Genomic DNA, 16,365 nt, shown 5'->3' on the forward strand with positions numbered 1-16,365 from the left:
TTAGCAGTAATGACATCTTTAGTAATGGTATTGGTTGGGACTGTGGGATGTTCAACCAAAGAAGAGGGTAATAAAGATGTTCCTACAAAAAAAGAGACTAGTTTACCTAAGGAAATAAATTTAACCTATGTGAAGTCTCCACTTAACGTTCCAAGTATACTGGAAAAGAAAGATGATTCATTTGGTAAGGAATTTAAAAAGGATAATATAAAAGTTAATTTTCATGAACTAACAACAGGCCCAGAACAAACTCAGGCACTAGCTGCTGGAGAATTAGACTTTTTACATGCATTAGGTGGAACATCTGCTATAATAGCAGCATCTAATGGAGTTGGACTTAAAGTTACAAATATCTATAGTAGATCACCAAAAGGATATATGCTTATAACTAACAATGAAAATATCAAATCTATAAAAGATTTAAAAGGTAAGAAAATTGTAGGTCCAAAAGGGACTATACTTCATCAATTATTGATTGCTGCACTTGCTAAGGAAGGTTATACGATAGATGATGTTGAATATGTAAACATGGATATTCCTAGTGCTGCCTCTGCATTAGAAAGTAAAAGTGCAGATGTTGCAATGCTTGCAGGGCCAGTGGCTTTAAAAACAATAAATGCAGGTAGCAAAATGATAGTAAATGGAGAAGGTTTAGTTAGTGGAATAATAGTTACTGCAGTAAGTGATGATTTTGCTCAAAAATATCCTGAATTAGTAAAAAGATTTATGAAAGTTCATGAAGATACTTTAAAATATATGGATGAGAATAAAGATAAGGTAATGGAAGAGGTATCAAAAGAAGTTGGTTTAACTTTAGATGAAACAAAGGAAATGTATTCTTGGTATGATTTTAGTTCTAAGATAACAGATAAGGACATAAAAGAGTTAGAGGATACACAAGAATTCTTGATGTCTAATGGAATGCAAGAAAAGAAAATAAATATTAAAGATATGTTATATAACCAAAATTAGTATATTAAGAAATTAGCATATTAAAATAGAAAATACATCCTTAAGTTATTGTGATAATAACATGATAAAAAAGGATGTATTTTTATTTTTAATTATTTTATAGAATAAAATCTAATTAGAAACAGCTTACTATTTTATCTACACTTATGTAGTCAAGTAATTTTCTCATTTTTTTACGATGAAGCAAGAACTTAGAATATGTGTCTTCTGATTGTTTTGGATCACCATAAACTTTCCAATACCTAATCATAGAAACTTCATAGTTACTATATCCCATAAATCCAATTACATCTTTAAGGGGATATCCTAAAAAAATACCTATTTCATCAGGAAAAGTATCAGTTTTAAGCTTTTCAACTAGATGCTCTAAATAAGCATTTACATTAGTATTTTGTTTGTATCCTAAAAACTTCAAGAAATTTACTGTTTTTTTACATTTTAATCTTTCTGACAATGCTGTTTTATTTACAAATAAAATTTTTAATCCTTTTTTTTCTTTATCAATAACTATAAAATCTATTCTTTTACAATTATATAGATATTTGTAAATATCATTAATTTTTTCCTCTCTATTTACATCAGTAAATGAAATATTTATTATTTCAGCAGGTTTAGAGCCTAAAAAAACTGGACCTAAAACTTCTAAAAGCCATTTTATATATGATGATTCAATTTTATTCTTACAACAAAATTGTGAATTGCAACAATGCATAAAAGATAACCTCCTTCAAATGAAAATTAATATCAATTAATTAAATTATACTATGAATGATAATCAATATCAATAATAAAATTATATTTTTTTTATTAATTACTTATCTATTATAATTTCCCAAAAAATAAATTATAAATTGTTTAATTTTAGTAAATAAAAAATAAAAATATAGAAATACTAAATTGAGAAAGAACTTTATTAAAACTTTTTGTAATATAAAACATCTAGGAGGATAATAAAAATGAAATTAAAAAGAACTTTATTTGTAGGACTAGCGTTAGTATTAGCTATAGGTATGACTGCTTGTACTAAAAAAACTGAAAAACCAAATGAAAATGCAGGAAAAAATCCAAATGAATCAGTAAACAACAATGAAGGTTATATGAATTATTATTCAACAAGCTATAATGATTATATAGCAGGTTTAAATAGATATTCTATTTATGATACTCCAGAAAGTATAAATAATCAATTTAAAGATAAAGAATATCCAGGAAATGAAAAATATTTAAGTGATGTAAAGGCTGCATACAAAGACAGTAGAGACAAAATACAATCATTTGTAACATCTCTTAAAAAAGATGGTAAAACAGAAGATGCTGAATTAAAGAAAATGAATGATGAATTAATAACTGAAGGTGAAAGATTAGTAAAAGATATAGATGCTAGATTAGAGAAATTAGATAAAGTATCTGATGAAGATATGAAAAAAGGTCAAAATGACTTTATGAAACTAGTTCATGGAACAGAAGATGTTGGAAATGATATAGGTAGTGGTTTTAGAAAAATGATAAAAGACATGAATGATAGATTAGGAATAACAGGAAATAATAAAAAATAGTAGAATAACCTGCCAATATCAACAATAAAAATTATTTTATAAAGCGCTGTAAAGCCACACGAACACTATGTTTGTGTGGCTTTATGTGTTTCTATTTTAGTTGCTTAAAAATTCCGTTTTACGCCTATTTGATTTCAATATTCAATGATGGCTTATAAAAACAGTAAAAAAATATAAAACGAGAAATTTTCAGGTATAGTATCTAATCGAATTTTTAGCCTTGTTTTGTTGCCACATACAGGATAGCGTATCTACTCTATTTTTATAATGCTTTACTTTATTTCGATAAATAATTTAGAACACGATTATTAAAATCTTTTGCTTCCTCATACGCAGCATGTCCAAGACCTTTATATATAAATAATTCGCTGTCCTTAATTTTATCAGTTAATTCAACAGAAGAAGTTACACCAACTATCTTATTGTTATCGCCCCCAATTATCAAAGTGGGACATATAATATTATTCAACTCCATATATGCATCATGCTGAATACAAGAGGATGCTTGTATGAGAAACCGTCTAAAATCTTTAGGTTTACCGATTTTCCCAAGCAAGGGGTAAAGAAAACGATATTTTTTTAGATAATTCTCTGAATAAGAATTTTCTGATATGTCAATCATTAGATACTTATATTTTTCTTGCTCTGCCAATGTAATCCAATTCCCAACAACTTCTTGTATGTTTTTATTCTGCTTTGATAGCGTAACTGCCAGTACGAGTTTCTCAATTAAATCGGGATAATCAATAGCAAGGTATTGTGCTATCATTCCACCTTGAGAAATACCTAAAACTTTAGCTTTAGTGATACCAAGTATTTTCATGGCTTTCGCTTGGTCTTTAGCCATATCTCGTGTAGAATAACCTTCTTTTAAATGGTTTTTTCTGCTAAAAACATATACTTTATAGTCTTTGGCGTACATGCGATATGCGATAGCCATTCTTTTGACTGTGGTTAATCCATCGCCTAGTCCAGGAAGCATGATTAATATTTTCACAAATATTTACTTCGCATTTTAAAATAGTTCGTTTTTATTTTTTACTCCAAGTTCTTTGCAAATAAGTTCTTTATATGCTTCTACTTTTGCTGGAAAATCACTAACATTCTACTCGAAGAAATCCACATCCAAATAGAAATTAGATAGAACAAGTATCAGTTTTGTCAAAATAATTGAAAGAGTAGTATCTTGATATCCATTTTCTAAACTGATATGAGGTTTTATGAACTTTGTTTTCAATTCAGAATAATAAAAAATAAAAATTTCAAATAAATTTATTGACAAATATTATTAATAAATATATTATATATAACATAGCAAGAAATGATAATCGAATCAAATTAAATAACGTCTTATCAAGAGTGGTGGAGGGACTGGCCCTTTGAAACCCGGCAACCAGTATATTTTATATACATTGGTGCTAAATCCTGCAACTAATATAGTTGATAGATGAGTATAAATAGCTTTCTAAGCCTGAGTTTATACTCAGGCTTTTATTTTGTTAGATACAAATTTAAAATACATAAATAAAAATAAACATACAAATTGAGCAGAATATGTGGGGAGGAAATTTTATGATTAGCATAAAAAATGTTAATAAGTATTATGGAAAGACTCAAGTACTTAAAGATGTAAGTATTGAGATAGAATCTGGAGAAATTTTTGGAATAATAGGTCATAGTGGTGCTGGAAAATCAACACTACTTAGATGTATAAATGGGCTAGAAGAATATCAAGAAGGTAGTGTGCTTGTATCTAATAAGGAAGTAAAGTCATTAAATGAAAAGCAAATGAGGGATTTAAGAAAAGAGTTAGGTATGATTTTTCAACACTTTTCATTACTTGAAAGAAAAACAGTGTTTGATAATGTAGCATTACCTTTAGAGTGCTTTGGATATACAAAGGCAGAAATAAAAAAAAGAGTTTTAGAGTTACTAGAAGTGGTTGGTATATCTGAAAAGAAAAATGATAAACCAAGAAACTTAAGTGGTGGTCAAAAACAGAGAGTTGCAATTGCTAGGGCTTTAGCACTAAACCCACAAGTACTTCTTTGTGATGAAGCAACTTCAGCACTAGACCCAAATACTACAAAATCAATTCTTTCATTACTTGAAGATATAAACAAAAACCTAGGAATAACAATAATAGTTGTAACTCACCAAATGGAAGTTATAAAACAAATTTGTGGAAGAGTGGCAATAATGGAAAATGGAGAGGTATTAGAAATAGGAGATACAGAAGAAATTTTCTTGAGAAATACTAAAGGACTTAGAAAATTAATAGGTGAAGAAAGTATAATTTTACCAAAAGGAACAAATATAAAAATACTATTCCCTAAAGACATTTCTAATGAAGCTATTATTACAACAATGGCAAGAGAGTTAAACATAGATGTATCTATAATATTTGGGAAATTAGAACAATTTAAAGAAGATATTTTAGGTTCACTTATTATAAATGTTTCAGATAAAAGTGGAGATAAAGTAAAACAGTATCTTACAGATAAGGACATAAGATGGGAGGAAATGATAAATGAATAGTCTAATTGATTTTTTAACAACACTATTTCCAAATGCATTACTACAAACTTTATATATGGTCATAGTACCAACTGTAGTGGCAACAATATTAGGATTTATACTAGCAATTATATTAGTAGTGACAAAACCAGATGGATTAAAACCAAATAGTACGATTAATAGTGCACTAGGATTTATAGTAAACATATTTAGAAGTTTCCCATTTATGATACTTATAGTTGCAATGATTCCAATAACAAGATTAATTGTTGGAACAAGTATAGGAGAAACTGCTGCAATAGTACCAATAACTATTGGTGCAGCACCATTTATCGCTAGGATTATAGAAAGTTCATTAAACGAAGTTGATAAGGGACTAATAGAGGCTGCCAAATCTTTTGGAGCTACAAAAAAACAAATAGTATTTAAAGTTATGATAAAAGAAGCAATGCCTTCAATAGTATCTGGAATTACATTATCAGTAATTTCTATACTTGGTTATACAGCTATGGCAGGTGCAGTAGGAGCTGGTGGACTAGGTAATATAGCTCTTATTTACGGATACCAAAGATTTGACACAGCAGTAATGGTTTATACAGTAATAGCACTTGTAATACTAGTTCAAATAATACAAGGTTTAGGAAATCTAGCTTATAAGAAACTAAAATAATTTAATCAATAAAACATTTTTAAAGGGGGAGTAAAAAATGAAATTAAAAAAATTATTATCAGTAGCATTAGTGTCAGCAATAGCAATATCAGCAGTAGGATGTTCAAACAAAGAGGATAAACAAATATTAGTAGGGGCATCATCAAATCCACATGCAAAAATATTGGAAGTTGCAAAACCTTTATTAAAAGAAAAAGGATATGATTTAGAAGTAAAGATATTTGATGATTATGTGCTTCCAAATACAGCTTTAGATGAAGGTTCTTTGGATGCTAACTTCTTTCAACATATTCCATTTTTAGAGGAGACTGTGAAGGAAAAGGAATATAAACTTACTTATACATCTAAAGTTCATATAGAGCCAATGGGATTCTATTCAGAAAAAGTTAAATCATTAGATGAAGTAAAAGATGGAGCAGTTATAGCTGTACCAAATGATGCGACTAATGGAGCTAGAGCACTTAAATTATTAGCAAAGCATAAATTAATAGAAGTAAAGGATGGCGAACTTATAACTAAAAAAGATATAACTAAAAATCCTAAAAATATACAAATAAAAGAAATGAATGCAGAACAATTACCAACAGTATTAAAAGATGTTGATGGAGCAGTAATAAATTCTAACTATGCTTTAACAGCGAATTTAAATCCTACTAAAGATGCAATAGTAATAGAATCAAGCGATTCTCCATATGTAAATATAATTGCTTGTAGAGAAGATAATAAAGATAGCGATAAGATTAAAGCTTTATCAGAGGCTATGAATAGTAAAGAAGTTAAAAAGTTTATACAAGATGAATATAAAGGAAGTATAGTTCCAGCTTTTTAAATTAAATATACAAAATCTATAAAATGAGTAAAATTTTAAAAACTTTACTCATTTTTTTTTATAACTAGAAAGTGACAAATTTTTTGGGAGAATTGTGGTAACATATTTATAGATAAAACTATATAAAAATGAAGAAGTGGTGGAGAATATGGAATCTAAAGGAACTTTAAGGAAGAATAAGGGCTATATATTGGCTAATGGGTTATTTTTAATTATTGCACTTTTGAATATAAATTTGTATACAGTTTCCATAAATATGTATAGAATAATTTTACTTTGGATATTTGGATATTCTATAGTTTATATAACTAGTTTTGAAAAAGATGAATTTATAAACATACTAAAATTAGGATGCCTTGTATTAGTTTTTGTGGGGATTTTAGGCATAGCAGAATTAGAGATTCAAAAATTCCAAGTTATGATACTCAATTTAAGTATAATTAATATATCTACATTTATATACTTAACAATTTCTAAAATAAAAAAGCTGAGAATAAGTCATTTGTTGATTTTCAACAGTACTTTTGTAATAGTAGATTATCTTCTAAGAAGTATTTTTAATAACTTTTATTTGAATATGATTATTATGGCAATTAATGTTGTCATGTCTTTGTTCAATTTATTGTTTGTATTAAACAAAACTAATAGTGAAACTGAACATTATAGCTTAATAAAAAATTTATCATACTTTGCTTTATTTGCAACTATTATAGGTTTTATAACAACTTGTCAAATTAGTATAGTAGATACAGATAGATTAATAGGAGTAGTGTATTTATTGTTATGTAATTATACTTACTATGTGTATGTATACAGTCTAATTAATAGAGTGGTATATCCATATTATGAATTAAATTCAATAAATAAGAAATTAAGTAAAAAGTCAGAACAATTAAGTAAGATAAATCTAGCAATAGAAAAGGACATGACTATACAGAAAACATTAAAAAATTACATAGATGAAAGAAAAGAGTTATTAAGACAAGCACTTGATACTATACCAAATGTATGGATAATAACAGATTATGATTTTAATATAAGTTATACAAATAATGCATTTAAAGATGAATTTTCAAAGGATATGAAAAACTTTTATCACATATTAAATTTTATAAAGGAAGATGAGCATGTAGCTGAAAAGCTAAAGAAATTTGATACGGATATAAGTATAATTGATAAACAAGTAGAGTTGAATAATAAAATATATTTGTTAAGTTTAAGTAATAATGAAGAAGAAAGTAATTATTTAATAAGCTTAAATAATATTACAAATGAAATAAAAATGGATAAAGAGATAAGGGCTATAAATAAAGATTATGAAAATATAATATTAAATATACCATCTCCTATACTTGTAAGAAGTGCAGAAGGTGGTATAAAGAAGAATAAAGTAATAAGCATAAATAAAAAATATGAAAAGAGTTTTAAATGTACACCAAAAGAGCTAGTTAATATGACATTAGAAAAATATTTTGAAACCTTTAACATAGATTTTTTTGATAATAGAGAGTTTAAAAGATTAAATCTAACAAAAGAAAAGAAAGCTGAAATAGTAAGTTATAATGATACGGCAAATTGTATAATTAATTTTGTAATGTCTGATTCAGAGGGCGAAGAACATGTTGAAGAAGTGAGAGTTGGAGATTATTGGTCAAATAATAAATTATTTAAGTTACTTACATTTAGAGATATAACTAAAGAAATAAATATACTTAGAACAGTAAATGAACAAAAAATAATATATGAAAAATTATTAGATGCTATACCAGAGGCTATTTTTCTTGAAGATTTAAGTACATCAAGAGTACTCTATACGAATAGAGCTTTTAGAGAATTATTTGGAATATCAAGTGATGTACTAGGCGTAACAACACAAAAATATAGAAATATCTTAGTAAAAAAATACATAAACAATTTAAATATAGGTGAAAGAGAAAAAAGTATTCATATAGTAAATGAAAACAATCATATTAAAGAAGTAAAGATGATATCAAGAACCTTATACTTTGGGCAGAAGAGAAGTAGAGTGAGAATAATTAAAGATTTAAGTGTACAAAGAGAGTCTGAGAGACTTAAAAAAGCATTAATAAAACAAAGACAGTATGACCAGATGAAGATGGAGTTCTATGCTAATATATCTCATGAACTTAAGACCCCTTTAAATAATATCTATAGTTCAGTTCAGCTTATCGAGAATCTTTATAAAAAAGGAAAGATAATTGACTGTCAAGATATATTAAGAGAACACATAAAAATAACTAAACAAAACATGTTTAGATTATTAAGATTAATAGATAATATAATAAATATTTCTCAAGTTAAATCAGAAATATATAAGATTAAAGCGGTTAACTTTGATATTATCGATATAACAGAAAGAATAGTTACATCCATTAGCAGTTATGCAAAATCTAAGGGAATAGACTTAGTTTTTGATACAAATGAAGAAACCATGAGAGTAGGACTTGACCCAGAATCTATAGAGAGGATAATATTGAATATATTATCAAATGCTATAAAGTTTACTTTAGAAGGTGGAGAAATACTTGTAGGAATATATAAAGAGGGTGAAAATGTAGAAATACTTATAAAAGATACTGGAATAGGTATAGAAAAGGAAAAATTAAATGACATATTTAATAGATTTAAACAAATTGAAAATAGTGGTATATCAAACGAATTCGGCAGTGGAATAGGATTGTGTCTTGCAAAATCGTTAATTGAAATTCAAAATGGAGAAATTTATATAGATAGTAAATTAGGAGAAGGAACAAAGGTAAAAATAATATTCCCAATTAAAGAAGTAGTTGAAGAAGTCTATGATAAATCAAATTACAACGATAATATTGAAAAATTCGAGATAGAATTTTTTGATATATATAAGTAGTAAATATTGAAATCCATTATTTTATATATTAATATACAATTAAAAGCAGACTAATTTTACTTATGATTTTAGCTGTATTTAACTGACTATAAATAAACTTTATGAGGTGAAATTTTGGAAAAGGATTTTTTTAGGAAAAATGGAATTGATTTAGCTAAATCTATATTAGGTAAATATTTAATAAGAAAATATGAAAATAAAACAATTGTTACCAAGATAGTAGAGACAGAGGCATACATGGGTATAAATGACAAAGGCGCACATGTATATGGTGATAAAAGAACTGAGAGAACTAAGCCTCTCTATTTAGATGGTGGACATATATATGTTTATTTAATTTATGGTATGTACAATTGTCTAAATCTATCAGCAAATATAGAAAATGTACCAGAGTGTGTGTTAATAAGAGGTGTCGAACCAATAACTTCTTTAAATGAGATATCTGTAAATAGATATAATAAACTGTATGATAATTTGAGTAAGTATCAAATAAAAAATATTACTAATGGACCAGGAAAACTTTGTAAGGCTTTAAAAATAGATAGAAGCTTAAATAGTAAGAGTATAATGGGTGAAGAATTGTATATAAGTGACTTTTATTATGATAATGAAGGAAAAAAAGTATTTAGTGAAGATAAATTGGATATAAAAACTAGTAAACGTATAAATATAGACTATGCAGAAGAAGCAAAAGACTTTTTATGGCGTTTTTATATAGAATAGGTACTGATATCAATAAGATATATATTTATAAAAATTATTTTTTATAAATATATATCTTATTTTTTATAGAATTTTTATTTTAGTATAAATAAATTTATAAAGCAGGAGATGTATTTTCAGTAGATTTTTATAATTATTTTCAATTGTTTTGTTTATACAAACAAAGATATATTTCAACAAAATAAGTATGATAATATTATACTATAAAATAAATGAATATTAACTTTTGGACGCATTTTATTAAGAATAGTCGTGTTTATATATAAAGTTAGTTTATTTTATATTAAACAGATTATTTATTACAACAAATAATTATTTATAAAAAATAGAAAAATTTTGACAAAAAAAGAAAGTATCTTTAGAATAGAGATATATTTAAAATCGTATGATTGAGGTTATAAGGTGATTTCATATGGTTTATTATGAAAATTATTGTTAGACAGAAAATTTAAAAATGGAATTTAAAAAGATGATAAATATTTTGATAACGATTGTTAAATTAGGAAATAACAAGTCTGTATCTGTATAAATATTAGAAAAATATGTATAGTTTTAGACTGTAAAATATAAGATATTGTAGAAATAAAAAAAGGCATTGAATAGATACTATTAAATTGTAAAATTATGTTATAATTATTGTAAAGGATGTAAAAATCTGTAGAAATAGCAATATAATAAGCTTGATTTTTAATAGTTAAATTCAAATAAACTATATAATGCAATATACATAAATTAAAGATAGTAATCTGATAAAAATTATACTAATAGGATTTATATATTATGAACTATATAAATAATAAAGTAAATTATAGGAATAACTTAAGTTTTATAATATAGTTTTATAATATAAAAAAAGTCATTATAATCAGATATATTAAAAAATAGAAAAATGATTAATAAATTTTATTAAATTAGGTAGAGAGATATATATAATAAATTATAAATAATGATAAATGTGTAGACAAAAGAAAGTGAATAAATTATATTTATACTAATAAAGTTTTTTTGAGGTGAAATATTATAGATATAATAGCCTATATTTATATTCTTATATTTATATTATGAAAAAATTAAAATTATTTAGGGGTGATGGTTTTGAATAAGGACATAGGAGCAAAAATAAAGCAACTTAGAACTCAAAAACAAATGACACTGAAAGATATGAGTGAGAAAACAAACTTATCAATTGGATTTTTGTCACAGCTTGAAAGAGGATTAACAAGTGTGGCAACAGATTCATTAGGTAAAATAGCAAATGTATTGGATGTAGATTTAACTTACTTTTTTATGAAACCAAAGGAGCATAAGAGACCTGTATTAAGAAGTTATGAAAAAGAAGTTTTTGATGTAGAAAATTCAACATTTATACATTATCATTTATCATCTAATTTAAAAGAAAAAACTATGTTACCAAGATTAATTGAAATTCTTCCAAGTAAAAGTAGTGAAGAAATTTGTTGCTATGTACATAGTGGTGAAGAATTTGTATATGTTTTAGAGGGCACTCTTACAGTGTTTTTGGGTGACGAGCAAATTGAAATGTATCCAGGTGATACAATACACTACAATAGTGAAAAGAACAATCACAATTGGGTTAACTATACTAATAAGATGGTAAGAATTTTAGTGGTAAGTATACCAAATCCATTTGAAAATTCTGATACAGTTAAAGAAGCTTAAAGTTTAGTTATTACTTATTTAAGGAGGAGTATTACAGTGAAAAGAATTGGATTTATAGGTGCAGGGAATATGGCCAGTGCTATGATAGGTGGTATAGTAAATTCAAAATTAGTTGAACCTAATATGGTAACAGCATCAGCATATACTCAAGGAACTCTTGATAGAATACATGCAAATTTTGGTATAAATACTACAAAAGATTCAAAAGAGGTTACTAGAAATTCTGATATAGTAATTGTAGCTGTTAAGCCAGACATATATGATGATATTTTAGAAGAGATAAAAGATTTTGTAGATGATAGTAAGATTATAGTTACAATAGCAGCAGGAAAATCTATAAAAGATATAGAGGCAATTATAGGTGAAAATAAAAAAATAGTTAGAACTATGCCTAATACTCCTGCACTTGTAAATGAGGCTATGTCTTCAATATCTATAAATAAAAATATAAAAGATGAAGATTTAGAAGCAGTGGTAGAAGTATTTAGTTCTTTTGGAAACACTGAAGTCGTACCAGAATATCTTATAGAAGCAGTGATTGGAGCGAGTGGTTCTGCACCAGCCTATGTGTTTTTGTTTATAGAAGCTATTGCAGATGCAGCAGTAATTGCAGGAATGCCAAGACAACAAGCATATAAATTTGCAGCACAAGCAGTTATGGGTTCTGCAAAAATGGTACTTGAAACAGGAAAACATCCTGGTGAACTAAAAGATATGGTATGCTCACCTGGAGGGACTACTATAGAAGCAGTTAAAGTCCTTGAAGAGGAAGGTTTTAGAGCCTCTGTTATAAAAGCTATATGTGCATGTATAGAAAAATCTCAAAAAATGAGCAAGTAATAAGAATTTATTTGAGATAAAAAGAATTGCCTTTTATAGAAAATTTCTATATTAGGCAATTCTTTTATTTACTTAATTTTTAAAATAAACCTGAAAGCCAATTCTTTATTTTTTCAAAGAAACCAACTGAGTCATTAGTATTGGATTGATTTTCAGAATTATTAGTTGTGTTATTTTCACTTGATTGAGTGTTATCATTATTCTCGCTATTATTTTCTGAGTTATCCGTATTATTAGAGTTAGTACTATCTTCTGAGTTATCTGTATTATTAGAGTTAGTATTATCTTGTGGATTTATTTGAACACCTTCTGTAGAGTTTATCACAGCATTTGAGCCAAGAGACTCATCATTAGTGTTATTTAAGATTCCCAAATCTTTTTTATCTCCTCCTGAGAATAAACCAGAGAACCAATCTCCTATTCCACTAAACCATCCACCTATAGTATCTAGTATTCCAGAACCTTTAACACTATCACCTAATTTTTTTAGTTGTTCATTTACATTGTCTGATACATTATCCAATGTATTTTTCATATTATTGTAATCATAATCTTGGTCAGCTATTTTTTTCATTACACCTTGAATTTGTTCTTTTTGTTCTGGTGTAATAGTAATATTGTAATTGTTTACAACATTATTTATCGTATTAGCTATTTGATTAGTATCCTTTGTACCATTTTTTACAATTTCTGTTTTGATATCATTCATCACACCAGTTGCTTTTTCTTGACCTATATCATCTCCTAAATCACCTGTAACCACTAACTCTTCAGAAGCAATTTCCTTTTTTGTTTCGTCAAGTTTTTTTCCTGATGCATCTTCAAATGCTTTCATAATTCCTGTCAATGCACCAGTACCACTTACAGGATATGGAGCAGCAGCAATAACATTTGCATTTTCAAGACCAGCTGTTGTAAGTGTTGAAGCAATCATTGAGCTAGTTACCCAAGTTAAATTTGCTGTTTTAACATTAATTCCATTGCCATTTGTTGTAGGCTCAACATAAGAGCAAGAAATAGTAACTTTACCAAGTTGGCTCTCTGTTGCAACACCTTGTAAATATTGTCTTTCTTCTGCATTTGTTACATCTAAAACTAAGACTTGGTCTTTTTTAACTCCAAAATAATTAAGCATTTGTTGTTTTTGAGATTCTGATAAGTTAGCTCCAAGTGTAACAACATTTGTTCCATCTGCATAAGCAAGGTTTAAACTTCCAAACACAAGCATAGTAGATATAATAATAGAGCTAATTTGTTTTTTAAACTTCATAATAATCCTCCTAGATTTAACATACATTACATTTTCAATATATATTTTTATCAATATATTGAATAAAAATATGTGCTACATTTCTATTATACTAAATATAAACTATTTTTTAAATCAATGCGATTACAAGTTTGTAATAAAAAAGGTAATATAAGGTAAATAATAAAAAAATAATTTTTATAAGAGATTGAAAAAACAATTAATGTAGTATACTATAATATAGAAATGATTATGATAATGTTATAGAATCGGAAGGAGAAAAAATAAATGTCAAAAGAATTAGTAAAAGACAGAGTAATAAAATATTTAATAGAAGATTTATTAGTACCTCAGGACATGATTGATACAAATGTTGAATTAGCAGAATTTGAAGAAGGTGCAGAGGGAACTTTAGATATTATTGTAAATGTTAAAGATGATGAGGATTATTACGCTCCAGTAATGATAGTGCAGTGTTTAGATGAAGATGTAGAATTAGAAGGGGAAGTTTTACAAAAACAAATAGAATTTTTAGAAGAAGTAGATAACATAACTATGTCAGGTAGATTGGTTTTAACTAATGGTGATGCTATGATGTATGCTGATTGGAGAGGCGAAGAATATGATACTGAGGCAGCACTTCCAACTTATGATATAATGGTAAAAGAGTTTAATGAGATGGAACAACAAGTTAAAGATTCAGAAGAAGAACATCATCATCACGATGAAAATTGTGGATGTGGATGCAATCATCATGAAAAGTAAATAACAAGCATATATATTAAAAAAGACTGTTTAATCAACAGTCTTTTTTTAGACATATATCAATCTAAAAACTTAGGATATAACAATATATAATAAAATAAATTATATATATAAGGAGGATATTAGGGTTAGAGGTAGAATAATATTATAGGTATAGTTTTTATAACTTTGTATACATAATATACAAAACAACTTATTTGAAGAAGGGGATATTATGTAGTTGTAGATTATGTAGTTTTAAATTATTTATTTTTGTTTTAGCAAATTCTATGAATAGAAGGGGTTTGATTATGGATACTAAAAAAGAAAATAATTATGAAAATTATATTTGTGTGGGTTCATCAAATGTATCAAATGCGATGAAAATGTATTTAAAGGAAATTGAGGAATACAAAATGTTGTCAGCAGGAGAAGAGGTAGAGCTGGCAAAGGAAATAATCAACTCATCTTCAGTAGCAAAGGAAAAGTTTATAAATTCAAATTATAGGTTGGTAGTGAGCATAGCAAAAAGATATAAAAGAGATAGTATTGATATGCTAGACTTAATTCAAGCGGGAAATATAGGACTCATAAAAGCAGTAGAGAAGTACGATTATAAAAAAGGATACAAATTTAGCACTTATGCTACATGGTGGATAAAACAAAGCATAACAAGATATATTGATGATTGCGAAAATACTATTAGAATACCTATACATCTTCACCAAAGAATAAATTTTGTAAAGAAAAAGAAACAAGAACTTTTAAATGTATTATTAAGAGAACCAACTGTAGATGAGATTGCAGATGCTTGTGGTCTTGAGGTTGAGAAAGTATTGGAATTATTAAAACGAGATAAAAATGTTGTATCTTTGGATACACCATTAAAAGAAGATGAAGATAGTAGTTTAGTTGAATTTATACCATCAGATGCTGATTTTAAAGATGTTGTAATGCATGAAGTGGAACAACATAATTTAAAAGAAAAAATAGAAGAATTACTTACAGGTCTTGGAGAACAAGAACAGCAGGTTTTGAGAATGAGATTTGGCATTGATGATGATGACCCTAAGACATTAGAACAGATTGGAAAAGTGTTTGGAGTTACTAGAGAAAGAATAAGACAAATAGAAGCTAAAGCAATAAGAAAATTAAGACATCCAAGTAAATTAAAACAATTAAAGCATTTTTATTAATATTTATAAAGCGAATATAAAAGAAAGTAGGAGAAAGATTCTCCTACTTTTGTTTTTTCTTTTGTCATACTTACACATAATCAATAATGGTTTTTCAATAGGAAAATATGAGATTAATAAAATAAAAATTACCTTTACATTACTTTAACTTGCAGAAAAGTTGAGTTTTTATTAGCTTATTGACGACTATTAATAATCATATTGATGTACTTTATTTAAAATGCACTTATATATCTCTGTTAAGTATTCTTCATTGAGGAGAATATTTTTTTGGATTTTCTTTAAATAAATAGTTATTTAGTAAAAGTGATTAAAATTTTTCAAAATAGATAAAATATGTTAAAATATAACTTAAAAATGATTATATATTTTCCTTATGTTGAGATTATTAAGTTATAAGAAATGAATAAAATGAAATTTAAAGATATTGCTAATATAAGTGTTTTGTTTTACCTAGATTAGAAAATAATAACTCCATTTCTGTGAATTCAATTAAATTTAT

At 26.6% G+C, this 16,365-nt stretch carries 15 protein-coding genes and 1 riboswitch; of the genes, 11 read left to right on the forward strand and 4 right to left on the reverse strand.

The window, feature by feature from the left end; translation table 11 throughout:
• Positions 1 to 9: 9 nt before the first annotated feature.
• On the forward strand, positions 10 to 972 hold the full coding sequence (locus IC173_RS02135; RefSeq protein ID WP_255612921.1) for an NrtA/SsuA/CpmA family ABC transporter substrate-binding protein: 963 nt from the start codon (positions 10 to 12) through the stop codon (positions 970 to 972).
• 115 nt (positions 973 to 1,087) lie between these two features.
• Here IC173_RS02135 and IC173_RS02140 read toward each other — a convergent pair whose 3' ends face one another.
• On the reverse strand, positions 1,088 to 1,684 hold the full coding sequence (locus tag IC173_RS02140) for a DUF3793 family protein (RefSeq protein WP_227432851.1): 597 nt from the start codon (positions 1,682 to 1,684) through the stop codon (positions 1,088 to 1,090).
• A gap of 244 nt (positions 1,685 to 1,928) precedes the next feature.
• Here IC173_RS02140 and IC173_RS02145 point away from each other — a divergent pair, with 244 nt between their 5' ends.
• Entirely contained in the window at positions 1,929 to 2,528 is a 600-nt protein-coding gene (locus IC173_RS02145) for a hypothetical protein (RefSeq protein WP_227432853.1), read from the forward strand.
• Between the two features lie 152 nt (positions 2,529 to 2,680).
• Here IC173_RS02145 and IC173_RS20885 read toward each other — a convergent pair whose 3' ends face one another.
• Together IC173_RS20885 and IC173_RS02155 are read right to left on the reverse strand one after the other, a co-directional pair.
• Positions 2,681 to 2,779: a cysteine-rich KTR domain-containing protein gene (locus tag IC173_RS20885; RefSeq protein WP_227433305.1), complete on the reverse strand. Its 99-nt coding sequence runs from the start codon at positions 2,777 to 2,779 to the stop codon at positions 2,681 to 2,683.
• Positions 2,780 to 2,805: 26 nt separating this feature from the next.
• Positions 2,806 to 3,525 carry an alpha/beta fold hydrolase gene (locus IC173_RS02155; RefSeq protein ID WP_227855095.1) on the reverse strand — a complete coding sequence of 240 codons (720 nt, stop codon included), beginning with the start codon at positions 3,523 to 3,525 and terminating at the stop codon, positions 2,806 to 2,808.
• A gap of 350 nt (positions 3,526 to 3,875) precedes the next feature.
• A riboswitch (SAM riboswitch) is annotated at positions 3,876 to 3,982 on the forward strand.
• A gap of 118 nt (positions 3,983 to 4,100) precedes the next feature.
• On the opposite strand from IC173_RS02155, the gene IC173_RS02160 reads away from it, so the two are divergent.
• From IC173_RS02160 to proC, 7 genes are all read left to right on the forward strand, one after another.
• A complete protein-coding gene (locus IC173_RS02160; RefSeq protein ID WP_227432855.1) occupies positions 4,101 to 5,066 on the forward strand; it encodes a methionine ABC transporter ATP-binding protein in 966 nt (321 codons plus the stop codon).
• Complete coding sequence (locus tag IC173_RS02165) at positions 5,059 to 5,715, forward strand: methionine ABC transporter permease (RefSeq protein ID WP_227432857.1); 657 nt, start codon at positions 5,059 to 5,061, stop codon at positions 5,713 to 5,715. Before IC173_RS02160 ends, IC173_RS02165 begins: the two co-directional genes overlap by 8 nt.
• Positions 5,716 to 5,752: 37 nt before the next feature.
• Positions 5,753 to 6,544, forward strand: coding sequence for a MetQ/NlpA family ABC transporter substrate-binding protein (locus tag IC173_RS02170; protein WP_227855096.1), 792 nt, complete (start codon positions 5,753 to 5,755; stop codon positions 6,542 to 6,544).
• Positions 6,545 to 6,692: 148 nt separating this feature from the next.
• Positions 6,693 to 9,431 (forward strand): PAS domain-containing sensor histidine kinase, encoded by a 2,739-nt coding sequence (locus IC173_RS02175; protein WP_227823726.1) that lies wholly within the window; start codon positions 6,693 to 6,695, stop codon positions 9,429 to 9,431.
• 114 nt (positions 9,432 to 9,545) lie between these two features.
• Positions 9,546 to 10,154, forward strand: coding sequence for a DNA-3-methyladenine glycosylase (locus IC173_RS02180; protein WP_227432862.1), 609 nt, complete (start codon positions 9,546 to 9,548; stop codon positions 10,152 to 10,154).
• A gap of 1,089 nt (positions 10,155 to 11,243) precedes the next feature.
• The gene (locus IC173_RS02185) at positions 11,244 to 11,834 is read left to right on the forward strand and encodes a helix-turn-helix domain-containing protein (protein ID WP_413840640.1); all 591 of its coding nucleotides are present in this window, start codon (positions 11,244 to 11,246) and stop codon (positions 11,832 to 11,834) included.
• A 36-nt stretch (positions 11,835 to 11,870) separates the two neighbouring features.
• Entirely contained in the window at positions 11,871 to 12,674 is an 804-nt protein-coding gene (gene proC, locus IC173_RS02190) for a pyrroline-5-carboxylate reductase (RefSeq protein ID WP_227432864.1), read from the forward strand.
• A 79-nt stretch (positions 12,675 to 12,753) separates the two neighbouring features.
• Here the strand turns inward: proC and IC173_RS02195 are convergent, their stop codons facing one another.
• Complete coding sequence (locus IC173_RS02195; protein ID WP_227482326.1) at positions 12,754 to 13,944, reverse strand: DUF1002 domain-containing protein; 1,191 nt, start codon at positions 13,942 to 13,944, stop codon at positions 12,754 to 12,756.
• Positions 13,945 to 14,211: 267 nt separating this feature from the next.
• On the opposite strand from IC173_RS02195, the gene IC173_RS02200 reads away from it, so the two are divergent.
• Both IC173_RS02200 and IC173_RS02205 read left to right on the forward strand, forming a co-directional pair.
• Entirely contained in the window at positions 14,212 to 14,688 is a 477-nt protein-coding gene (locus IC173_RS02200) for a type I restriction enzyme HsdR N-terminal domain-containing protein (protein WP_227432867.1), read from the forward strand.
• Positions 14,689 to 14,978: 290 nt separating this feature from the next.
• Positions 14,979 to 15,863, forward strand: coding sequence for an RNA polymerase sigma factor RpoD/SigA (locus IC173_RS02205; protein WP_227432868.1), 885 nt, complete (start codon positions 14,979 to 14,981; stop codon positions 15,861 to 15,863).
• Positions 15,864 to 16,365 lie beyond the last annotated feature (502 nt).

This window comes from Clostridioides sp. ES-S-0048-02 (assembly GCF_020658495.1).
Lineage (GTDB): Bacteria > Bacillota > Clostridia > Peptostreptococcales > Peptostreptococcaceae > Clostridioides.